Below are 21545 nucleotides of genomic sequence, written 5' to 3' on the forward strand. Positions count from 1 at the left end.
TCAGGCCTGTTTTATTTTCTCTCTAATTCTTTTTGCCTTTGCTGGATCGTCTGTTATGAGTGCACTGCAATTAACCTTAAACAATCTTTCCAGCTCAGTCTCTTTATTCACCGTGTATGGCCTTACTTCTATCCCACTCTCAAGTGAAGCCTTAACGATTTGGTCAGGTGCAGCACGCCAGTGAGGATGGAAGCCTTTCGCCTTGATTGACTGTGCATAAATCCAAGGCATATATAAGCCTTCAGAAAGCAAGGGTGCGATTTCAATCTCAGGAGCCAGTATATGGCTTTGAACAATGCTGTAATGGTTGAAGGAGGAAATGATAATCCTGTCCGATAAATCATACGCCCTGACCATATTGATGACCTTTTCTTCCATACCTTCATAAGGAATGATGCTGTTTTTCAATTCGATATTGCATACCATCGAGGTACCCGATAACCATTCCAGGACTTCGGACAAAGAAGGAATCTGTTCTTTCCTTGGTAATTCCTTGAATTTGAAACGGGCATCCAGCTTTCTTAAATCCTCAAAATTATATTCCATTACCAGTCCAGTTCCATCGGTAGTTCGATCAACCTTTTCATCATGAATCACGACCAGCTCACCGTCTCTAGTCATTTGGACATCGAGCTCAAAGCCATTTGCACCCGCTTTTTCAGCTTCCTTAAAAGCAAGCAGAGTGTTTTCTGGAAATTCTGCTGCATAGCCGCGATGTGCTAAAATAAGAGTCATAAACCATCACACCTATCTTTCTAAATTTGGAGGTAAAAAAAATGAGACCACTGCATATCTCTGCAGAAACCGCTGTTAAGCTTTCCGAAAAACTCGGTGTACCAATTGAACAAATCATGCATATGCCTCAGCATATACTTATTCAAAAGTTAACGGAACTTGAAAAAGAGAAAGAAAAGTAATTCTCAGGACGCCTTTATGGCGTTTTTTTAATGGACGTAACCTTGTGTTATAGCAGAGCATCCTTTGTACATATACATGATAATATGCATACACAGGTTTCACCAAATTTCAAGCATATAAAAACATCTTACTTTAGTACGGCAAAACCGTGAAAAAGTAAGATGTTTATCCTAAAATGTTATAAATAAATAGCTAAATAATGCCTAACTCTTTCAAGAAGCTTTGTGTTCAAGACGCAGCTTGTCAGCGACCATCGCGATGAATTCCGAATTTGTCGGCTTTGCCTTCGACATTGAAACAGTATATCCAAACAATGAGGAAATGGAATCGATATTTCCTCTGCTCCACGCAACCTCAATCGCATGGCGGATGGCACGTTCTACACGGCTTGCCGTTGTATTGAATTTCTTGGCGATGTCAGGATAGAGGACTTTTGTGATCGAGCCAAGAAGTTCAATATCGTTATAAACCATGGAAATAGCCTCACGCAAATACATATAGCCTTTAATATGGGCAGGGACGCCAATTTCATGAATGATGCTTGTAATGCTTGCATCAAGGTTTTTAGGCTTCTGATCATTTGACCTGCCATAATTGATTGATGAAGATGGTTTTCGGGCTACTGACTTTGCCTTGCCGCTTACCTGGCGGATATGACCTGCCAGATGCTCCATATCAAAAGGCTTTAAAATGAAATAGGATGCCCCTAACTCTACAGCCTTCTTGGTTACATCTTCCTGGCCAAATGCTGTCAGCATGATAACATTCGGAATGATTCCCTTCTTCATATCACGAAGTCTTTCCAGGACCGCTAGTCCGTCAAGGTGCGGCATAATAATATCTAAAAGCAATACATCTGGATCTGTATCTTCCAGCATTTCTAAGCATTCCTGGCCATTATGGGCAACCCCTACAATCTCCATATCATCCTGTGAAGAAATATACTCTTCAAGAAGACCTACTAATTCTCTGTTGTCATCAACGACGCATACTTTTATTTTGTTCACTACTTGGTTCCTCCTCAATCCAATTATGATCACAAATATTATCTTCTCTAAATTCTATTCTAAATGACTAATTCGACAATGCAACAGAAATTCCTCTTATTTTTAATTTTTTCTTAAAAAAGTAATATTTTCTTATAAATGCTTCATTTTCCTTTATTTTTCGACTTATTTCGCCAGTTGACAAAAAAGGTTTGGTGAATTTGTCGAATAATCTTTATATTTAAGAATTATTCTTGTTTTTTGCTGATTTCCGTTTCTGGGATTCTCTTTCAGCACTGCTGGCGTGAGTCCACCTCGTCGTAAGCTGACACTTGCGTGATGAAATTATGATTCAGATTGATTTTAGATCTCATGGCAAAGTTGATGGACACTTTTTCATGATTCTCTTCGGTTTCTGGCCGTCATACCTCCGATGATGGACACTTTTTTCCGTTTCTCTTCGAGTTCTGGCCGTCATGTCCCCGATGAAGGACACTTTTTCATGATTCTCATCGGTTTCTGTCCGTCATTCCCCGAAAAACAAAGAAAAGGCGGCTATTTGCCGCCGCCGAATTCCTGTATTAACTTGCCTGCTCTCTTGGTTTTTCGTATATGTCGATGCCCGCTTCATTAAGCATCCATTCTATATGAACTCCATATCCACTTGTAGGGTCATTTACGAAGACGTGAGTTACAGCACCCACTAGCTTGTCACCCTGGATAATTGGACTTCCGCTCATCCCCTGGACAATTCCACCTGTCTTTTCCAATAACTCAGGGTCGGTTACCTTTATCACCATACCCTTTGTTGCTGGGAACTTTTGAGGGATGGTGCTGACGATCTCTATATCAAAAAGGTTCACTTCGTCATTATTCACAACCGTCAGGATTTTCGCCGGACCTTCTTTTACTTGATGAGAAAGAGCTATAGGCAGAGGTTTATCAAATACGCCATTTGAAATATCCTTGTTCAGTTCACCAAAGATCCCAAAAGGACTGTTTCTTTTGATATTCCCAATAACTTCCCGGTCTGATGAAAAGCGAGCCAGCTTTTCCCCTGGGTTGCCTTTCCCGCCTTTTTCGATCGAAGTAACAGTTGATCTCACAATTTGGCCATCCCCAACGACGATCGGTTTTTTCGTGTCCATATCAGAAATGACATGTCCGAGTGCTCCATATTTTTTGGACTGCGGGTGATAAAATGTCATCGTTCCGATACCTGCTGCTGAATCGCGTATATACAACCCTAACTTATATGTGTTTTCATTTACATCTTTTTCTGGCTGGAGTTTAGTTTTGACTTTTTCATTTTCCCTTTTGATTACAACATCCAACGGCTTGCCGTCTTCTCCCGCTTGCTTTACAAACGGGCCAACATCTGCCATTTTTTCAATCTGCTGTCCATTGATTTCAGTGATAATATCACCTTTTTTTATGCCAGCTTTTTCACCTGGCGATACTCTTCCTTCATTAGCCTGCACCTGGTGATGTCCGACCACAAGGACACCTACTGTATTTAATTTTACTCCTATAGATTGACCGCCTGGCCTGACCTTGAAATCCTTCAGGACATTGACATCGACTTTTTTAACAGGGAAGCCTGCTAATTCAAGGACCATTTCATCCTTCCCATGCCTTTTCGCTTCAAGCGTCAAGGTTTCCCCTTGTTGGTTCACTTCGATGCTTGAGTCTTTTACTGGAGCAGTAACCTGTATTGCATTTGCCTGAAAATCAAGTTTTTGCCCCTCGAATATCGTTATATCTCCTGGAATAGACAAATATTCTTGTACTGGTTTTGCAAATCCTAAAGCAATTAATGAAACAAGGAGAATTCCACCAATAAATTTTCTGAGAAAATCTTTCTTCAATTCATTTCACTCTCCTCGCTTCTAGTCCACACACATCGAAATGGCTACATCTTTAATTTTGCCTCGACTCCCCGCATTTATAACCTGTATAAAAATAAAAAAGCTACCCTTTATGGATAGCTTTTCATGTTACAGCCTTCATATTCTGTGCAAGCCTCAGCAATTCTTCAGCATGCTGTTTCGTCAGATCTGTAACTTCAACCCCGGAAATCATCCTGACGATCTCCTTTACTTTCTCAGATGGAGACAGCGGAGTGACGGATGTTTTGGTCCTTCCACTCTTTATCACCTTTGCGATATACAGATGAGTATCTGCCATCGCGGCAACTTGAGGCAAATGAGAAATACAAAGAACCTGTGATCCAGTCGATACATTGTAGATTTTTTCCGCAATTGATTGAGCCACGCGGCCGCTGACTCCTGTGTCAACTTCATCGAAAATGATGGAGGTGACACCCTGATGTTTAGAGAAGATACTTTTCAGCGCGAGCATGATCCGGGAAAGTTCTCCGCCAGAAGCAATCTTTGACAAAGGCTTCAAAGGTTCTCCCGGATTTGTTGAGATATAAAATTCAACTTTATCTGCGCCGCTTTTATGGAAATGGTCTGTATCGGAGTCAATTCTCAGGTCGAATACTGTCTTCTCCATATACAGCTCTTTTAATTCTTTATGGATTAATTTCGTAAGTTTTTTAGCATATTTTCTGCGAGTTTGAGTCAAGTTATTGGCCTCGATGCGCAAATCTTTCTTAAGTGATGCAAGTTCCTTTTCCATCTGGCCAATATGTACTTCCTTATTTTGAAGCGTCTCGATTTCTTCCTCGATTTTTGAAGAGTACTCCAGGATTTCTTCTATCGTACTTCCGTATTTCCGTTTCAACTGATTAATTTCGTTCAGCCTGTCTTCAATTTCATTCAACCGCTGAGGGTCATATTCAAGAGAATCCAGTTCATTCCTGATTGTCCTTGCAGCATCTTCAAGCATATAAAAACTGTTCGCTACTGTGTCAGCAACATTTTTATAGTCAGGATCCAAGTCTGCTGCATTCTGAAGGTTGTCCATGACCAAGCTGACCCAATCCAGGCCCTTTTGCTCACCCTGTAATGCAGTATAACTGGTCTGAATACTCTCATAAATTTTTTCGAAGTTGCTAAGTTTACGCTTCTCTTCGGAAAGCTCCTCATCCTCGTTGATTTTCAGGTCGGCTGTAAGGATTTCATCATGCTGGAATTGAATCAAATCAAGTCTGTGGGCCATTTGCTGTTCATTTTCACTTAAGTTCTTCAGTTTTTTTTGTGTCTGTTCAAATGAACGGAAAACGTGCTGATATTCCTGCAGGGCAGGAAGGATTTCATCTGCTCCGAATTGGTCAAGAAGATTGATATGCTTAGACTCATCCATCAATTCCTGGTGCTCATGCTGACCATGAATATCGATCAAAGTCGAGCCTACTTCACGCAAGACAGCAATTGTGACGAGCTTGCCGTTGATCCGGCAAACACTTTTTCCACTCGCGGAAATATCCCTTCTTAAGACAATCATGGCATCTTCAATCTCAATGCCAAATTCAGCTGCCTTTGCATAACTTGGATGATTTTCTCCTTCAAGGTGGAACAAACCTTCAATTTCAGCCTTATCTTCGCCATGGCGGACGAATTCGGCCGAGCCTCTTCCACCCACTAGAAGGTGGATGGCATCGATGATAATGGATTTTCCTGCACCTGTCTCTCCAGTGAGTACGGTTAGTCCTTTATTAAAAGAAACGGATAATGACTCAATAATGGCAAAGTTTCGAATCGATAATTCATTTAACAAGCAAACGTCACCTCATTTACAACATTTCGAGAAAACGATTTGTGACTTGCTCAGTATCCTCTGGAGTACGGCAAATAATCAAGATGGTATCGTCTCCACAAATCGTGCCAAGAATATCTTCCCAATCGAGATTATCAATCAATGCCCCAATCGCATTCGCATTGCCAGGCAAGGTTTTCATCACTAGAAGGTGGCCTGCCTGATCAATCCGGATAAAAGCATCCATTAATGATCTTTTAAGTTTTTGCAATGGATTGAAACGCTGGTCTGCCGGAAGGCTGTATTTGTATCTGCCATCGATCAAAGGAACCTTCACAAGATGGAGCTCTTTGATGTCACGGGAAACTGTTGCCTGTGTAACATTAAAGCCGGCAGCTTTTAGCCTGTCCACCAGTTCATCCTGTGTCTCGATATCCTTGCTCGCGATCAGTTCGCGGATTTTTATATGTCGCTGTCCTTTATTCATTAATATCACCCCTGGATATATCCGAAACATTCATATACTCATATGTTAGCCGATTTCAACAGAATGTACAATCATTCGTGGACTTTCGGCAAAAGTTATCCGAGGAATTGACGAAGTGGTGAACTGTTTTAAGGAGAAATTTATTTATCTCAAGATTAAACATTTGCCCCTCGGGCCGGAAAATGTTTAAATCACACAAAAAAGAACAGGCTGGTCGAGCCTATTCTTCTTCGCTAGTTTGCTTTGATTTTAGTTCATTATGCGCTGCGGTAACGACTGCTTCAGGCTGCGTCTTCAGCAGCAGTTTTCCTTTTTCCTCTGCTGTTCCGTTCCACTGCAGATGTAGCAGGAATTCAATATTGCCGTCTCCGCCAGTGATTGGCGAAAAGCTCAAATCAATCACATCATAGCCCTCTTCTATCGAAAAAGAAATGATCCTGTCCAGTACTTGTTCATGAACTTTCCTGTCACGAACAATTCCTTTTTTGCCGACCTGTTCTCTTCCTGCCTCAAATTGCGGTTTGACAAGAGCAACGATATCGCTGCCTGCTGCCAGCAGTGTTTTAAGCACAGGCAAAATAAGACGAAGGGATATGAAAGATACATCAATGCTTGCGAAATTCGGCATCCCTTTAATGAGGTCCTCTGGTTTCACATAACGGAAATTTGTTCGCTCCATCACGACGACACGTTCATCCTGACGCAGCTTCCATGCAAGCTGATTGTAGCCAACATCCAAAGCATAGGACATTTTAGCTCCGTTTTGAAGAGCACAATCGGTAAACCCGCCGGTCGAAGCCCCGATATCCAGCAGTGTTTTCCCTTGAACATCAAGGTCAAATATCTTTAATGCCTTTTCAAGCTTCAGTCCTCCACGGCTAACATATGGAAGGACATTTCCTTTTACAGTCAGGGGAATGTCACTGTTAACCTTTTCTCCCGGTTTGTCCAGCCGATTTTCATTCGTGTAGACGAGCCCTGCCATGATTGTCCGTTTGGCTTTCTCCCTTGTCTCCGCAAGGCCGCGTTCAACAAGCAGTACATCTAATCTTTCCTTTTTGATTTTCATTTGCTACGCCCTTTTTTGTTTCTGTCTCGCAAGCTTTTGCATCCGCAAGACGACATCTTCTGTTGTCATTCCAATTTCCTCAAGAAGCTTATCGACACTGCCATGCTCAATGAATTGATCCGGTATTCCCATCCTGTCTATCTCTACATGCTGGTAGCCCAGGTCATGAGACGTCTCGAGCACGAAGCTTCCAAATCCACCCTGCAGGACAGCTTCCTCGATGGTCAGGATCGGCATGTTATTATTCAGGATGCCCACCAGCATCTCTTCGTCAAGAGGCTTGATAAAGCGGGTATTGACTACTTTTACGGATACGCCCTGCCTTGCAAGTATTTCTGCTGCTTCCATAGCCATCGGAATCGTTGTGCCGAATGTCAGGATGGCTGCATCTTCACCTTCACGAAGCACTTCCCAGGTACCAATCGGAATTTCCTTCAACTCTTCATCCATCGGTACACCCAGTCCATTGCCTCGAGGATAACGCATGGCAATCGGGCCCTCATCGTATTTTATTGCAGTGTATACCATATGCTGTCCTTCATTTTCATCCTTTGGCATCATCAATACCATATTAGGCAAGTGCCTTAAAAAGGCAATGTCAAACACGCCCTGGTGTGTTTCTCCGTCAGCGCCTACGAGCCCGGCACGGTCAATACCAATGAACACATTTAAGTTCTGGCGGCAAATATCGTGGACCACCTGGTCATATGCCCGCTGCAGGAAGGTTGAATAAATCGCCAGGAATGGCTTCATATTTTGCGTCGCCAGACCGGCTGCAAAAGTCGCTGCATGCTGTTCTGCAATCCCGACATCAATCATCCGGTCAGGGAATTCGCTGGCAAAGCCTTCAAGCTTCGAACCGACAGGCATGGCCGGTGTCACAGCAACAATCCGTTCATCGGTCCTCGCGATTTTCCTTACTGTCTCACTGACCAGCTTACTCCAGGCTGGCGGTGCGGATTCAGGTTTGACAAAATCACCAGTTTCCATCTTATAAGGTCCGGTTCCATGCCATGTGCCAATTTTATCGTTTTCAGCCGGGTTATACCCTTTGCCCTTTTTCGTAATGACATGCAATAAAACAGGTCCTTCCTGCTTTTTTGCATATGCAAGGTTTTCAAACAGATCTTCATAATCATGTCCATCTACTGGCCCAAGATAAGTAAAGCCTAATTCCTCGAAAAAGATTCCTGATACAAAGAGATACTTTAAGCTATCCTTTATTCTTTCAGCAGTCGCCGCGAGCTGACCGCCAATAGCAGGCACCTTTTTTAACAAATATTCGAGTTCATCTTTTACCCAATGGTACTTACCGGCAGTCCTAAGGCGGCCGAGCACACTATGCAACGCGCCCACATTTGGAGCAATCGACATTTCATTATCATTCAAAATGACAATAAGCTTCTTTTTTTCATGGCCGATATGATTTAACGCCTCTAAAGCCATGCCTCCTGTTAGGGCGCCATCACCGATAATCGGAACGATGTGGGAGTTTTCCCCCTTCAGGTCCCTGGCAATGGCCATCCCCATTGCAGCTGAAAGTGAAGTCGAACTATGTCCCGTTTCCCAGACATCATGCTCACTTTCAACCATTTTCGGAAAACCGCACAGTCCTTTATGCTGCCTTAACGTGTCAAACTGACACGCTCTTCCAGTCAGGATCTTATGTACGTATGATTGGTGCCCAACGTCCCAAAGAAACTTATCCTTCGGGCTGTCAAAACACTTATGGAGAGCAATCGTCAATTCGACAACACCCAGATTAGGTCCGATGTGCCCGCCCGTAACTGATAACTTTTCAATCAAAAACTGCCGAATCTCCCCGCTTAACTCTTCCAATTCCTTAGTCGAAAGATTTTTCAAGAAGGAAGGGTCTTTTATTGATAAAAGATCCATTTCGGACCACTCACTTTCATTTCTGACTTATTATTCCGCACTTTTTATCCCATAACTAAAAAAGTTGTTAGTAATAACATATATTAAGTAAAGAATGGTTTTCAAGCTATACATGGAAATATCGCTTATTTATGTAGTGTTCTATTCGTAATCGCTTATGAACTTTGAATGGATAGGATCAACACTCCAGTTCAGAACTGTCCACATAAGGAGTCACGATACCCCTTTGAAAAACGGGTAAATGTATATGCTCGAAAAGCAGGCTCAATTCGGTTACAGCCCTATGTAAAAAAGCTGCCAACACTACCGTGCTAACAGCCAATTATAGCACACTATCGAACTATTCTCAATGACTGCTCTAATGATTACGCAGTCCGATTAAATCTGTGATCTGTTCAAGAATCCCCACCTCAAGACCGCTTTTGCTCAGGGATTCTTTCGCACTCCGCAATGGTAATCAAGTGCTTCTTTTGCCCCAGCCAATCCAAGCAAAGCAGGGTAAGTGCTCTTTTCGTTAGCTGTATCGCTTCCAACAGGCTTGCCGATCATTTCCTCGCTCCCTTCAAGGTCGAGAATATCATCACGTATTTGGAATGCAAGGCCAATATGGTAGGCAAATTTGGACAGTACTTGCTTTTGACCAGCAGTTGCTCCGGCTATTTCTGCTCCGGCAATGATACTGTATTCCAGTAGCCTTCCTGTTTTATTAATATGGATATATTCAAGCTGCTCAAGTGAGAGCCTCTTATTTTCTCCTTCCATATCTGCAACTTGTCCGCCAACCATACCGGGTGCACCAGCAGCAGCTGACAGCCCCTTGATCAACGCCAGTTTAACATGGGCTGGTGCCGATTCCTCAGGGATGTCTGCCAGCATGTTGAAACTTAATGTCAAAAGAGCATCTCCTGCAAGGATGGCAGTCGCTTCACCGAATACTTTATGGTTTGTAGGCTTGCCCCTTCTTAAATCATCATCGTCCATGCTCGGCAGGTCATCATGAATCAACGAATACGTATGGACCATTTCAATCGCCGCGGCAGCATCGACTCCATTTTGCGGATCTTTTCCAAATGAATCAATTACAGCGAATACCAGCAGCGGTCGAATCCTTTTTCCTCCAGCCTCCAGCGAATAAAGCATCGCCTTCGCAAGATTCTCCGGGGTCTCAAGGGCACCAACCGCCTCCCTTAACCGTTCCTCGAGGAGAGTTTTATATTTTATGGTAAAAGAGTCAAGTGAAACAGGATGCAATACTATTCCTCCTCATTTATGGAGAAACCTTCAGTCCGTCCATCTTCTGTAATGATCTGGGCTAGCTGTTCTTCCACATTCTTTAGCTTATCATGGCAAAGCTTGGATAATTCCATTCCTTCTTTATAAAAAGAGATCGCTTCTTCTAAAGGCACATCGCCCTCTTCCAGCTTCTCAACAATGTTTTCCAGTTGGTCCATTGCCTGTTCAAAACTTAGTTTTTTTTCATCTGCCATTGTTATCACTCTCCTCGATATCTGTCACAATACATTGAATGCTTCCATCAGAAAGCTTTACATTTATTTTCCGTTCAGGTTTCACCTGGGTGACTGTCTTAATGAGTTCCCCTTCGTCTGTATATGCTAGGCTATAGCCACGGTCCATTATTTTCAGCGGGCTTAATGCTTCAAGTGTAGAAACGATACCGTTGAACTCTTTTCGTTTTTCAGACAAGACGGACGTCATTGCCCGGTTTAAAGCTCTAGTTGTCCTTATGTGTCTTTCAGCGGACAGCTTTCGCAGCTCTTCTGGGTGACTACGTTCCAATCTCCTCTTCAGTTGAACAAGAGCATCATTTTTTGAAGCATATAGTTTCCTGGCTCCCCGGGTCAGCGATTCTGTCAGCTTGTCGACTTGTTCAAGCTTTTGCTCATACAGCTTCCTTGGATAGCGGAAAGCGTAAGACCTGATCAGACGCTGGTAGCGCTCCTGCTGGAAGAACACTTTCTCCCTCATAGCCCTCATTAGTCTAGTTTCCCTGTTCATTACCCTTTCGATCAGTTCCTGGATATGAGGGACAGCCAATTCAGCCGCACCAGTTGGCGTCGGAGCTCTCATATCTGCAACGAAATCAGCGATGGTGAAGTCTGTTTCATGGCCCACAGCAGATATAATCGGGATTTTCGAGGCAAAAATCGCTCTTGCAACGGTTTCCTCATTGAAGTTCCAGAGTTCCTCAATCGATCCGCCTCCGCGTCCGATGATCAGAACATCAATATCTGCCCTTTCATTCGCCTTCTCGATTGCCTTCACGATGGAAGGCCCTCCCTGGTCTCCCTGTACCAGAGCAGGAAAAATAAGCACCTTGGTAATAGGATATCTTCTCTTGATTGTCGTTAATATATCCCGGATTGCTGCCCCCGTTGGCGAAGTAACAATGCCGACGGCTTTTGGATATTTCGGAATAGGCTGCTTGTATTTCGGTAAAAAAAGGCCTTCCTGCTCAAGCTTCTTCTTCAGCTGCTCATAAGCGACAAATAAGTCACCCACTCCATCGGTTTTCATTTCTTTTATGTAAACCTGGTATTGGCCGCTGCCTTCGTAAACTGAGATATCTCCCCTGACCAGGACCTTCATGCCATTTTCAGGCTTGAATTTCATGGATCGGGCAGCACCAGCGAACATGACAGCAAGGATTCTGGCTTTCTCATCCTTGAGAGTAAAATACATATGGCCGCTTGAATGCCTCTTAAAGTTGGAGATTTCTCCTTTAATATAAACGCCCTGAAGATGCGGGTCGGCATCGAATTTTCTCTTTATGTATTTGGTTAACGCGTTGACGGTTAGATAACGCTGATTATCCATTGGTAAACTCCTTTTGTGGAACATGTCAGTATCAAAAAAACTGCCCATATCCATTATAAGTTTAGAATCCCGATTCGTCACTTAAGATAAGTGGATTTTCAGTTTCTAACTTATAACAAATATGGACAGAATCACGCCTTATAAATTTGAATTTTGAAGTCTGTTCATATGATTCTTTGCAGACTTCAGGGTGTTGTACATCAACATGGCAATGGTCATTGGGCCAACACCGCCAGGCACAGGAGTGATATACCCGGCTTTTTCTTTGACTTCATCATAGGCTACATCACCGCAAAGCTTTCCAAGGTCATTGCGGTTCATGCCAACATCGATGACCACAGCGCCTGGCCTGATATGGTCAGCTGTAATCAAGTCGGCTTTCCCGACTGCGGCTACAATGACATCTGCCTGTTTCGTGTGTTCCTTTAAGTCTTTTGTCCTCGAGTGACAATATGTAACGGTTGCGTTTTCGTTCAGGAAAAGTTGACCTGCCGGTTTGCCGACAATATTGCTCCTGCCAACAACGACCACATGCTTCCCGGAAAGATCCATCTCGATCTCCTTCATCATGACCATTACACCATATGGCGTGCATGGTAAAAAAGCATCCTGGCCAGTCATCATCCTGCCGATATTGATTGGATGGAAGCCATCAACATCTTTTTCAGGGGAAATAGCTTCAATCAGGTTCTTTTCACTGATATGCTCTGGAAGCGGAAGCTGCACTAAAATACCGTGAATATCCTCATCCTTGTTGAGTTCGTCTATTTTTGCCAGCAACTCTTGCTCGGTAATGGAGACAGGGTACTCTATCAGGACATTATGCATACCAAGTTCTCTTGCCGTTTTTTGCTTACTGTTAACATACGTTCTCGATGCCTGGTTATCACCGACAAGAATCACTGCCAGGCCTGGAGTTACTCCCTGCTTTTTTAGCTCCTGGACCTGGTCGGCGATTTCGAGTTTTTTCTTTTTGGCAATTTCTTTTCCATCAATAATAATAGCAGCCATACTTTCTCCCCCTATATGATCAGGGAAGGTCCAACCTGCCTGCTTCCAATGGTTTTAGGAAATACTCTGCTTTACTTTAGACAGAACACCATTAATAAATCGGCTTGATTGGTCATCCCCATATAATTTAGCAATTTCGATCGCTTCATCAAGAACGACATTCATCGGTACCTCTTCGTTGCAATACTTCAATTCGTATACAGCCAGTCGAAGAAGATTCCGGTCAACAGCTGCTAGTCGGTCGAGGGACCACTTTTCCAGGTATACCTTGATCTCCTCATCAATTTCCTGCTGGTGCTGGACAGTGCCGTTCACAAGCTTGTTCAGATAATCATCCCCGGCTTCTTCTTCAAGCACATGCTCAATCGCGTCAGAAACTTCCACCTTGCTTATATCAATCTGGAATAAGGCTTGTAATGCCTTTTCTCGTGCTGTTCTTCTTTTCATTTAATTCCTTAGCTCCTTTACGGCTTGTCTGATTCTAACAAAATAATAGCATATCATATCTATTTACGCATGATTTCCTATTATTTTTCACTTTTTAGAAAAAAGTTAATCAAAACAAAAGAAAATATCTCATATAAGCTAAGAATTTCAGATATCAGAATTGGTGCAGGAAGTGTTTTTGACAGCTTTTGCAGGAGAACTCAAGATTTTGTCCGAACTTGAATCTACTACGGACAACTTTTCCTCTCCAGCACGAGTTTTTGTCCGAACTTGGGACTACTTCGGACAACTTTTCCCCTTCTGCGCGAGATTTTGTCCGAACCTGGGTCATCTTCGGACAACTTTTCCTCTCCAGCACGAGATTTTGTCCGAACCCGGGGCGTACTAAGGCAATCTTCTTCTTAAAACCATGAAACTTTGTCCGAACCCGTAGCTACTTAGAACTACACCATATTCACTTAAGAAAAACAGTACAAAAAAAACCAAAGGCATGTATATTTATGCCTTTGGTTTGATAATTAAACTTCTTGTTCGATTTCTGGTTCCACTTTTTGATTTTCGAACTGGACGCCGACTACGTGGATATTTACTTCTGTTGCATCAAGTGCCGTCATGTTCAATAATGCCTGGCGGATATTGTCCTGGATTTTTTGTGCAACCACTGGAATCGATACGCCAAACTTCATGACACAATACACGTCAACCTTGATTCCTTCTTCTGCAAGCTCGACTTTGACACCTTTGCCGTGGTTCTTCTTGCCAAGTCTTTCGACTACTCCTGCTGCAAAGCTGCCGCGCATTTGCGTGACACCTTCTACTTCGGATGCAGCGATGCTGGCAATGACTTCAATTACTTCAGGTGCGATTTCAACTTTTCCCAGACCATTCTCATCATGGCTCATTTCAAGTAAATGTTGCTGTTCGCTCATGGCTAGATCCTCCTATTATTCTTCTGACATTACATCATACATTTCCAGGAATTTCGTATTGAACTGCCCTTCCACGAATTTCTCATGGTTCAGCAGCTTAAGGTGGAACGGGATGGTGGTGTGGATTCCTTCAACCACAAACTCACCAAGCGCTCTCTTCATGCGGTCAATCGCTTCTTCCCGGCTGCTTCCATAAGTAATGACCTTCGCGATCATTGAATCATAGTAAGGCGGGATTGTATAACCAGGATATGCCGCTGAATCTATTCTAACACCAAAACCGCCTGGAGGGAGATACATTTTGATTTTGCCTGCCGATGGCATGAAATTTTTCGCTGGATTTTCTGCGTTAATCCGGCATTCGATCGCCCAGCCGTTGAACTGCACATCTTCCTGCTTAAGGCTAAGCCTTTCGCCGGAAGCAACCTTGATCTGTTCCTTAATCAAATCGACGCCGGTAACCATTTCAGTTACAGGATGTTCAACCTGGATGCGGGTATTCATCTCCATAAAATAAAATTTGCGATTGCGGTAGTCATATATAAATTCTACCGTGCCCGCACCGGTATAATCAACTGCTTTCGCAGCCTTGACCGCAGCTTCTCCCATTTCTGCCCTGATTTCCCCGTCAAGCGCCGGAGAAGGTGTTTCTTCAAGCAGCTTTTGCAGGCGCCTTTGGATGGAGCAATCACGCTCTCCAAGATGGATTGTGTGGCCGTAACTGTCAGCAAGCACCTGAATTTCAACATGGCGGAAATCTTCAATATATTTTTCAATATAAACGCCCGGGTTGCCGAACGCTGTCATCGCTTCCTGCTGGGTGATATTGATTCCTTTGACCAGTTCCTGCTCGGTCCTTGCCACCCGGATACCTTTACCGCCTCCGCCAGCTGTCGCCTTGATGATGACAGGGTAACCGATATCATTCGCCAGACTGACAGCATCTTCCGTGCTCTCAACGATTCCCTGTGAACCCGGTACTATCGGTACATTCGCCTGCTTCATCGTTTCCCTGGCAACATCCTTTGTCCCCATCTTCTGGATCGCTTCAGGAGATGGACCGACAAACGTGATATTGCACTCCCTGCAAAGCTCCGCAAAATCGGCATTCTCTGCAAGGAAGCCGTAACCTGGATGGATGGCGTCACACCCGGTCAGCTTGGCTACGCTGATAATGTTGGTGAAATTCAAATAGCTGTCCTTTGAAGCCTTTGGTCCGATGCAATATGCCTCATCCGCAAGCTGAACATGCAATGATTCCTTGTCCGCTTCTGAATAAACTGCGACGGATTCAACACCCAATTCCCTGCAGGCACGGATGACCCGGACTGCTATTTCTCCTCTGTTGGCTATCAGTAATTTTTTTATCATCGATATCGCTCCTTATTCGGGCTTAACCAGGAATAAAGGCTGGCCGTATTCTACAAGCTGTCCATCTTTAACAAGAACTTCAACGATTTCCCCATTGACTTCTGCCTCAATTTCGTTGAAGAGCTTCATTGCTTCGACGATACATACAATTGAATCCTTGCTTACCTTCGAACCTGTCTTGACATATGCATCCGCTTCAGGTGAAGAAGATTGATAGAAAGTCCCGACCATCGGAGAGACAATCTTATGTAAGTTTGATGTATCCTGTACTTCCTCCTGCTTCACTTCCTGGACCGCTGCTGCCTCCATCTTTGGCTCAGGTTTCGGAGCTTCCTGTACGACTGGCGCTGGCTGCGGAGCTGGTGCAGATGCTGCTGCCTGAACATTCTCAACTACAGATTTAACTGCTCCGTGCTTTTTCATTTTGATCTTTGATCCTTCATACTCATATGAAAATTCGTCAATGCTTGATTGATCTACTAGTTTGATTAACTCTCTGATTTCTTGTACTTTTAACATCTTTGGGCACCCCTTGTCCATTTCGATTATTAAGACTAGATACTAATACTATACGATAATACCATGTAAAACTTCAATATGTAACAGTGTTTCTTGTCTTCACTCTCTATTTTAATATTTTCTGAAAAAAAAGTGAATTCATACGACAGGAATCCCAAAATTTCTAGCGAATATTACATTAGCTGAATATGAGGAGAATACATTTCATGAAAAATATTGAAGAAATAAAAAAAGAGGATTTGGAAAGGAAAAATTCCCTAATCGTCAAAGCCACTCTTGTATCTGTCGTTCTGGCTGCGGTAGTTGGTATTGCCATGCAAAAGGAACTTGCCGTAATTCTTTCAATCATCGTCGGCGGAGGTGTTGGCGTTGCTGCTGTCGCATTGCTTCACTATACCAAAAGGTTAACAACTTTCATTCCTTACCTTTCCGTTATCATTGTATCTGCTGTTCTGTTCTTGATTATGGAAACAAGCGTTTCGCCGACTGCCTATACCCTTCTTTATTTTATCCTTGCTGCTGCAGCAATCTACATGGACAGGAGATTGCTTTTCATGGCATCCGGCCTTGGATTCATGCTTATTTCACTGTTCACATGGCTGCATCATGATGCACTGCCGCTGGAAACAAAAAACTATGTAACAATCTATCTATTGTACATGCTGGTCACAGTCATGCTTGGTTTCCAGTTTTCTATTGCCAAAAAACTGGCTCAGACAATTGAGTCAGCAAAGCAGGAAACAGAGGAACTCTTAATCAAGGATTTAGAGACAAGGAAAGTCATTGAAAGTAATACAAGGAGCATCGCAAATCTGATTGATGAGGTGAAATTCAAGAGTAAGGAAAATTATCAATTTTCGAAGGAAATGACCCAGTCTGTGGCAGAGATATCTGCAGGAATCAATATCCAGTCAGATTCTGTCGTAGATATTTCTCAATCTCTTGAAAAAACCAATCAGGTCATCACCCGGACATCTTCCCTTGTCGAAAAACTGAATCAGAACGCAATGGCCGCTGAAAAAGTCTCAGATAAAGGCGATGAGCTGATGTCCAGTCTAATTTCAGAATTGACAGCTTCCTATGAAAATATGCAGAATGTCAATTCACATATCTTATCTCTTTCCGCGCTGATCAAGGAAACAGCCAGGTTTGCATCAGATATCCAGGGAATTGCTTCCCAGACTAATTTGCTGGCATTGAACGCATCCATCGAGGCAGCCCGTGCTGGAGACAGCGGCAAGGGGTTCGCTGTCGTTGCGGAAGAAGTAAGAAAGCTTGCTGACATCACCAGTCATACAGCGACACAGATTACCGAAAACTTAACAAGCGTTATGAGTGATACTTCCAAAACAAAAAAAGGAGTCAACCTGACAGCTGAAAAACTTACAGAAAACCTCGAATTAGCAGCAGAAACAATGGAAGCATTCGAAACGATCCATCAAACTTTCAGAGTTTTAAAGAGTGACATATCAGAGCAAGATGAATTAACAAGGACAATCCTGGAATCGTCCATGGCAATCGAAAGTTCCATTACCGGATTCAGCTCCGTCATCCAGCAGGCAAGCGCTGCACTGGAGGAAATATCATCTGCTGCAATTTCACAAAGTGAACATCATGAGCAATTATTTAAATCTGTGGAAGCGGCGCATCATTCCTTAGATAACTTAATCAAGCCGCAGCAAAAATAAAGGGAAGGCCACCGCCTTCCCTTTTGTCTTCCCTCTTATTTTACAGGCTCGAATTGTACTGCTACATGCTGCATTGAGCCTAGCTCTGTACGGACCATCTGGATGATTTCGTTTGCGGCAGATGCTGAATGTTCCTTAGCTTTTACTGTGATTCTGACATTCTCTCCGTCCGCACGGACAAGTGCGTCTTCATAACCCATTGACTTGATCAATGTTTCAAGAGTGAATTCCTTTTGAGTTACTTCATCCAGCTCGTTCATCTTTTCAATTGCATCGCTGCGGTCTTGAGCAGGCAGGTCTGTAGATGCAACAATCGCCTGAAGGTCTTCCTTCATTTTAGTGCGCTGTTCTTCCAGCTTCATGCGAAGTGCCTCGAACTTTTCATCGCTTGCGACGCCAGAGATAACTGTTTTGCCATCTTCGGATTCAGTTGCTGCTGTTTCTTTTTCTTCAGCCTTCTGCTCCTCAACTCCTGCCAGATCCGCTTTTTGCTGTTCAGGTGAAGTGATATAGTAAACCGATAGCACCACTACAAGACTTAACATCGTTAACAACCACACTGTTTGCTTTTTCAATAACATCCATTATTCCCCCTTAGATTTTTTAGGCATGACTGCCACCCTATGGTTTGGTACATCCAAAGCCCTGGTGACGGCCTCGATAATCCATTTTTTCACTTGTATATTTTCGGCTCCCTTTGCCACAACGAGGACACCCCTGATTTCTGGCTTCTTTGTCTCGAGAACGATAGGAACCTCTTTTTCACCGTTGCGGATGATGACCAGCTGCTCATCCTGTGAAGCCTCCTGGACCTTGCGTTTGCCGCCTTCCCGGTCGGTTTCATCCGTCGTTTGTGACTGGATGACCGTGTTCTTCTCAAGAACCTTTCTCTCAGTGGCATCCACGTTTACGAAGACTGTGACATTCCCGACGCCATTTATTCCTTCTAGCATTTCAGTCAGCTGAGCTTCATAAGCCTCTTCATACTCGGAAATGACGTCATTACCCGCCGATTTCTTTTGCCCAAATACGGCTGCATCCTCTTGAGTTTCTGCCTCCTTAGTGGCTGTAACAGCCATATCAGGATTTTGGTCTCCCAGGATATTGCCTATGAGCATGATTGCGGCCCCGAACAGAACGACAATCATTAAGTATTGGTATTTTCCCGATTTCTTCTCTGGCGGCCCGTCTTTGCCGCTTAATTGCTTTTTAAGCCAGCTAAGTGGACCTTTCTCATTGTCCATGCTCGTCACTCCCCCCTTCTATCATGATTTGAATTGATTTTTCAGGAACATTCCATTTCTCTGACAGAAGAGAAGATATTTGATCTGTATTCTGAGAGGTTTGTTTTGATGGAAGGGGTGCGTTCGTATCAATTTCTACTTCTCTTACTACTGCCACAGTCTCTCCCTCATCTTCGGCTTTTTTCAGGTGCACGATGACATACTCCAGGTTTTCAGGGAAAGGCCGCTGATCCTGATCATTTACTTCAAGCTCGATATTAGCAATCTCCATTCCTTGCTGCTCCATCAACTCCTCCTCTGCGGCTGTTTTCAGTTGGACAGCCATTGTTTCTAAAATATATGCATGCTGGGATGCTTGTATTTCTTTTTTCTGAAATTCTATTGAATTTTTTATCTTTTCATCCTCAAAACTACTGAATTGCCCCATCGATGCGATCGCTGTTTCAAAATCTGATGTAAATAATTTCAATACTGGAGACAGAATGATGGCAATCAAAATCAAACCTGTGACGATTTTTGTGTACTTCTGGAAGCTCGAATTTGGCAGGAGCATATCCAGGACAGTTGCCAGGAGTATGAAAATAATAATATTGGTAATCCATTCTTTTAGAAAATCCATTTCATCTCCCCCTTACCTCACCATCATCGTTAGATTTCCAGCGGCAATAATAACCGTGATTGTCAGGAAAAACATCAAGGAAACAATACCAAGTGCAGCAAAAACATAGATGATGCTTTTGCTGATGATATCGAGACAATTTATGACGGGTCCGCCACCAAGCGGCTGGAGAATCGCTGCTGCAAATTTATAGATAAATGCAACCATCAGGATTTTCACTGCCGGAAAAGCTGCGATGATCAGCAGAATCGCAACTCCCGCTATACCGACCGTGTTCTTAAGCAGCATCGAGGCGCTGATGACCGTGTCCGTCGCATCCGTGAACACCCGGCCAATGACCGGGACAAAGTTTCCAGTGATGAATTTAGCAGTCTTGACAGTGACTCCATCTGTCACCGCTGACGATGCCCCCTGAACCGAAATGACACCAAGGAATACGGTCAGCAAAATCCCAAGCAGTCCGACACTCCAGTTTCGGAGCATACTGGCCAGCTGTGTGACCTTGTATTGCTCTGACAATATGCTAACGATGCTCAAGAGGGTGGAAAGGAATAAGAGCGGCAGCACGACATATTGAATGAACATTCCGCTTGTGTTCATCATGAAAATGATGACTGGATGGAAAAAAGCTGCCGATATCAGGCCGCCGGATGTTGCCATCAGTGCCAGCAGCAGCGGGATCAAGGCAAGAATAAATTGAATCATTGTTCCAATTGCATCATTTGTGTAATCAACGACCACATGAAAGCTATTGAGCGCAATAATAATGAGGACCATGAACACAATGGAATAGGCTACCTTGCTGATGGTGCTTTTTTCAAAAGAATTTTGCAGGGCCTGAAGAAACATGCTGAAAACGGTAAGCAAAATCAAGGAACCTAGTAATTTTCCATTGACGATAAACTCGTGAAAAGCAAAATTCAGAATCCCTTTAAACCATTCCTTCAACGAAAACTTTTTTTCACCACTGATGAAATCATATAAACTGCCTTTCTGGCTTTCTGGTAAATAACCATCATATTTGTTGATAATGTCCTCCCAGAAACCTTTGAGTTCATCAATATTCAAGTCCTCAAGCTGGGCTGAGGCAATTTTATCCGGATTGATCATTGTGTTGGTTTGCTCTTCATCACCAACAGCTTGTACAACCGGAATGAAAAAAAATAACTGGATTAGTATAATGCCAAGTATGAACTGCAAACGCTGCTTCAACTATATTCACCTCTTTAAGAAAAGGCCCTCGATCAGCCCGGAATCAAGCGAATGATTGTTTCGATCATGACAGTGAGAATCGGAATGGCCATGGCAAGAATAAGAATTTTTCCGCCTAATTCAATTTTTGAAGCAATCGCCCCCTGACCTGCATCTTTGGTGATTTGGGCAGCGAATTCAGCAATGTAGGCAATTCCGATGATTTTCAGGATCGTTTCTACATAGACGAGATTAACCTTGGCATTTGCTGCCAGCTTCTGGATCATTGAAATGATTTGATATATTTGGTCAACCAGAAATAAAAAGATAGCTGAACCTGTGAACACGATCAGCAAGAAAGCAAAGTTTGGCTTTTGTTCCTTGACAATAAGGGCCAGGAAAGTCGCGATCAGTGCTACACCTGTTATTTGAAGGATCTCAATGGCAAAGCCCTCCCCTACCCTTGAAATAGGAATACTGATTTAATTTTTTGAAAGAGGTCATCGACAATGGAGGCTACCATGAAAAGGATGTATATGAACCCAAATAAGGTTACCCACTGTGCATATTCCTTCTTTCCCACCTGATCGAGAATGGTGTGTAAAAATGCAACGACGATGCCTACCCCTGCGATTTTAAAAATAATATCCACTTCAAGACCCATCTTGTCCT

The 21545-nt window shown here is 43.3% G+C and carries 23 protein-coding genes; 2 read left to right on the top strand and 21 right to left on the bottom strand.

Features of this window, described 5'->3' with window-relative positions; translation table 11 throughout:
- Complete coding sequence (locus tag FOF60_RS16770) at positions 1-735, bottom strand: glycerophosphodiester phosphodiesterase (protein ID WP_192470723.1); 735 nt, start codon at positions 733-735, stop codon at positions 1-3.
- 41 nt (positions 736-776) lie between these two features.
- Here FOF60_RS16770 and FOF60_RS16775 point away from each other — a divergent pair, with 41 nt between their 5' ends.
- On the top strand, positions 777-917 hold the full coding sequence (locus FOF60_RS16775; RefSeq protein WP_023627393.1) for a YycC family protein: 141 nt from the start codon (positions 777-779) through the stop codon (positions 915-917).
- A gap of 213 nt (positions 918-1130) precedes the next feature.
- Here FOF60_RS16775 and spo0A read toward each other — a convergent pair whose 3' ends face one another.
- The 14 genes from spo0A to accB all read right to left on the bottom strand — a co-directional run bounded on the left by spo0A (position 1131) and on the right by accB (position 16131).
- Positions 1131-1925 (bottom strand): sporulation transcription factor Spo0A, encoded by a 795-nt coding sequence (spo0A, locus tag FOF60_RS16780; RefSeq protein WP_192470724.1) that lies wholly within the window; start codon positions 1923-1925, stop codon positions 1131-1133.
- A 560-nt stretch (positions 1926-2485) separates the two neighbouring features.
- Positions 2486-3772 (bottom strand): SpoIVB peptidase, encoded by a 1287-nt coding sequence (gene spoIVB / locus FOF60_RS16785; RefSeq protein WP_192470725.1) that lies wholly within the window; start codon positions 3770-3772, stop codon positions 2486-2488.
- A 124-nt stretch (positions 3773-3896) separates the two neighbouring features.
- Entirely contained in the window at positions 3897-5588 is a 1692-nt protein-coding gene (gene recN, locus FOF60_RS16790) for a DNA repair protein RecN (protein WP_192470726.1), read from the bottom strand.
- Between the two features lie 16 nt (positions 5589-5604).
- Entirely contained in the window at positions 5605-6054 is a 450-nt protein-coding gene (ahrC, locus tag FOF60_RS16795) for a transcriptional regulator AhrC/ArgR (protein WP_041967930.1), read from the bottom strand.
- Between the two features lie 220 nt (positions 6055-6274).
- Positions 6275-7123, bottom strand: a complete 849-nt coding sequence (locus FOF60_RS16800; RefSeq protein ID WP_192470727.1) for a TlyA family RNA methyltransferase — start codon at positions 7121-7123, stop codon at positions 6275-6277.
- A 3-nt stretch (positions 7124-7126) separates the two neighbouring features.
- Entirely contained in the window at positions 7127-9019 is a 1893-nt protein-coding gene (dxs, locus tag FOF60_RS16805) for a 1-deoxy-D-xylulose-5-phosphate synthase (RefSeq protein WP_192470728.1), read from the bottom strand.
- A gap of 426 nt (positions 9020-9445) precedes the next feature.
- Positions 9446-10270: a polyprenyl synthetase family protein gene (locus tag FOF60_RS16810; RefSeq protein ID WP_319801538.1), complete on the bottom strand. Its 825-nt coding sequence runs from the start codon at positions 10268-10270 to the stop codon at positions 9446-9448.
- 2 nt (positions 10271-10272) lie between these two features.
- On the bottom strand, positions 10273-10506 hold the full coding sequence (locus FOF60_RS16815; protein ID WP_192470729.1) for an exodeoxyribonuclease VII small subunit: 234 nt from the start codon (positions 10504-10506) through the stop codon (positions 10273-10275).
- Complete coding sequence (gene xseA / locus FOF60_RS16820; RefSeq protein ID WP_192470730.1) at positions 10496-11854, bottom strand: exodeoxyribonuclease VII large subunit; 1359 nt, start codon at positions 11852-11854, stop codon at positions 10496-10498. Before xseA ends, FOF60_RS16815 begins: the two co-directional genes overlap by 11 nt.
- Before the next feature lie 138 nt (positions 11855-11992).
- A complete protein-coding gene (folD, locus tag FOF60_RS16825; protein WP_192470731.1) occupies positions 11993-12865 on the bottom strand; it encodes a bifunctional methylenetetrahydrofolate dehydrogenase/methenyltetrahydrofolate cyclohydrolase FolD in 873 nt (290 codons plus the stop codon).
- A gap of 54 nt (positions 12866-12919) precedes the next feature.
- A complete protein-coding gene (gene nusB, locus FOF60_RS16830) occupies positions 12920-13312 on the bottom strand; it encodes a transcription antitermination factor NusB (protein WP_192470732.1) in 393 nt (130 codons plus the stop codon).
- A gap of 518 nt (positions 13313-13830) precedes the next feature.
- Positions 13831-14241 carry an Asp23/Gls24 family envelope stress response protein gene (locus FOF60_RS16835; RefSeq protein WP_192470733.1) on the bottom strand — a complete coding sequence of 137 codons (411 nt, stop codon included), beginning with the start codon at positions 14239-14241 and terminating at the stop codon, positions 13831-13833.
- A 15-nt stretch (positions 14242-14256) separates the two neighbouring features.
- Positions 14257-15612, bottom strand: a complete 1356-nt coding sequence (gene accC, locus FOF60_RS16840; RefSeq protein ID WP_192470734.1) for an acetyl-CoA carboxylase biotin carboxylase subunit — start codon at positions 15610-15612, stop codon at positions 14257-14259.
- Between the two features lie 12 nt (positions 15613-15624).
- The gene (gene accB / locus FOF60_RS16845) at positions 15625-16131 is read right to left on the bottom strand and encodes an acetyl-CoA carboxylase biotin carboxyl carrier protein (RefSeq protein WP_192470735.1); all 507 of its coding nucleotides are present in this window, start codon (positions 16129-16131) and stop codon (positions 15625-15627) included.
- Between the two features lie 206 nt (positions 16132-16337).
- On the opposite strand from accB, the gene FOF60_RS16850 reads away from it, so the two are divergent.
- Positions 16338-17819: a methyl-accepting chemotaxis protein gene (locus tag FOF60_RS16850; RefSeq protein WP_192470736.1), complete on the top strand. Its 1482-nt coding sequence runs from the start codon at positions 16338-16340 to the stop codon at positions 17817-17819.
- A 35-nt stretch (positions 17820-17854) separates the two neighbouring features.
- Here the strand turns inward: FOF60_RS16850 and FOF60_RS16855 are convergent, their stop codons facing one another.
- The 6 genes from FOF60_RS16855 to spoIIIAC are packed head-to-tail and all read right to left on the bottom strand — an operon-like array spanning position 17855 to position 21537.
- The gene (locus FOF60_RS16855; RefSeq protein WP_192470737.1) at positions 17855-18400 is read right to left on the bottom strand and encodes a SpoIIIAH-like family protein; all 546 of its coding nucleotides are present in this window, start codon (positions 18398-18400) and stop codon (positions 17855-17857) included.
- Between the two features lie 3 nt (positions 18401-18403).
- On the bottom strand, positions 18404-19063 hold the full coding sequence (gene spoIIIAG, locus FOF60_RS16860) for a stage III sporulation protein AG (protein ID WP_192470738.1): 660 nt from the start codon (positions 19061-19063) through the stop codon (positions 18404-18406).
- Positions 19053-19682, bottom strand: a complete 630-nt coding sequence (gene spoIIIAF, locus FOF60_RS16865) for a stage III sporulation protein AF (RefSeq protein WP_192470739.1) — start codon at positions 19680-19682, stop codon at positions 19053-19055. Before spoIIIAF ends, spoIIIAG begins: the two co-directional genes overlap by 11 nt.
- Before the next feature lie 12 nt (positions 19683-19694).
- The gene (gene spoIIIAE / locus FOF60_RS16870) at positions 19695-20894 is read right to left on the bottom strand and encodes a stage III sporulation protein AE (protein ID WP_192470740.1); all 1200 of its coding nucleotides are present in this window, start codon (positions 20892-20894) and stop codon (positions 19695-19697) included.
- Positions 20895-20926: 32 nt separating this feature from the next.
- Positions 20927-21316 (bottom strand): stage III sporulation protein AD, encoded by a 390-nt coding sequence (spoIIIAD, locus tag FOF60_RS16875; RefSeq protein ID WP_173401223.1) that lies wholly within the window; start codon positions 21314-21316, stop codon positions 20927-20929.
- A gap of 14 nt (positions 21317-21330) precedes the next feature.
- A complete protein-coding gene (spoIIIAC, locus tag FOF60_RS16880; protein WP_009794945.1) occupies positions 21331-21537 on the bottom strand; it encodes a stage III sporulation protein AC in 207 nt (68 codons plus the stop codon).
- Positions 21538-21545 lie beyond the last annotated feature (8 nt).

Source organism: Mesobacillus jeotgali, from assembly GCF_014856545.2.
Lineage (GTDB): Bacteria > Bacillota > Bacilli > Bacillales > Cytobacillaceae > Mesobacillus.

Excerpts from the sequence above, each read along its gene's own strand:
- FOF60_RS16770 (WP_192470723.1), bottom strand. The coding sequence starts at position 735 with ATGACTCTTATTTTAGCACATCGCGGCTATGCAGCAGAATTTCCAGAA.
- FOF60_RS16775 (WP_023627393.1), top strand. The coding sequence starts at position 777 with ATGAGACCACTGCATATCTCTGCAGAAACCGCTGTTAAGCTTTCCGAA.
- ahrC (WP_041967930.1), bottom strand. The coding sequence starts at position 6,054 with ATGAATAAAGGACAGCGACATATAAAAATCCGCGAACTGATCGCGAGC.
- FOF60_RS16800 (WP_192470727.1), bottom strand. The coding sequence starts at position 7,123 with ATGAAAATCAAAAAGGAAAGATTAGATGTACTGCTTGTTGAACGCGGC.
- dxs (WP_192470728.1), bottom strand. The coding sequence starts at position 9,019 with ATGGATCTTTTATCAATAAAAGACCCTTCCTTCTTGAAAAATCTTTCG.
- FOF60_RS16815 (WP_192470729.1), bottom strand. The coding sequence starts at position 10,506 with ATGGCAGATGAAAAAAAACTAAGTTTTGAACAGGCAATGGACCAACTG.
- xseA (WP_192470730.1), bottom strand. The coding sequence starts at position 11,854 with ATGGATAATCAGCGTTATCTAACCGTCAACGCGTTAACCAAATACATA.
- folD (WP_192470731.1), bottom strand. The coding sequence starts at position 12,865 with ATGGCTGCTATTATTATTGATGGAAAAGAAATTGCCAAAAAGAAAAAA.
- nusB (WP_192470732.1), bottom strand. The coding sequence starts at position 13,312 with ATGAAAAGAAGAACAGCACGAGAAAAGGCATTACAAGCCTTATTCCAG.
- FOF60_RS16835 (WP_192470733.1), bottom strand. The coding sequence starts at position 14,241 with ATGAGCGAACAGCAACATTTACTTGAAATGAGCCATGATGAGAATGGT.
- accC (WP_192470734.1), bottom strand. The coding sequence starts at position 15,612 with ATGATAAAAAAATTACTGATAGCCAACAGAGGAGAAATAGCAGTCCGG.
- accB (WP_192470735.1), bottom strand. The coding sequence starts at position 16,131 with ATGTTAAAAGTACAAGAAATCAGAGAGTTAATCAAACTAGTAGATCAA.
- FOF60_RS16850 (WP_192470736.1), top strand. The coding sequence starts at position 16,338 with ATGAAAAATATTGAAGAAATAAAAAAAGAGGATTTGGAAAGGAAAAAT.
- FOF60_RS16855 (WP_192470737.1), bottom strand. The coding sequence starts at position 18,400 with ATGTTATTGAAAAAGCAAACAGTGTGGTTGTTAACGATGTTAAGTCTT.
- spoIIIAG (WP_192470738.1), bottom strand. The coding sequence starts at position 19,063 with ATGGACAATGAGAAAGGTCCACTTAGCTGGCTTAAAAAGCAATTAAGC.
- spoIIIAF (WP_192470739.1), bottom strand. The coding sequence starts at position 19,682 with ATGGATTTTCTAAAAGAATGGATTACCAATATTATTATTTTCATACTC.
- spoIIIAC (WP_009794945.1), bottom strand. The coding sequence starts at position 21,537 with ATGGGTCTTGAAGTGGATATTATTTTTAAAATCGCAGGGGTAGGCATC.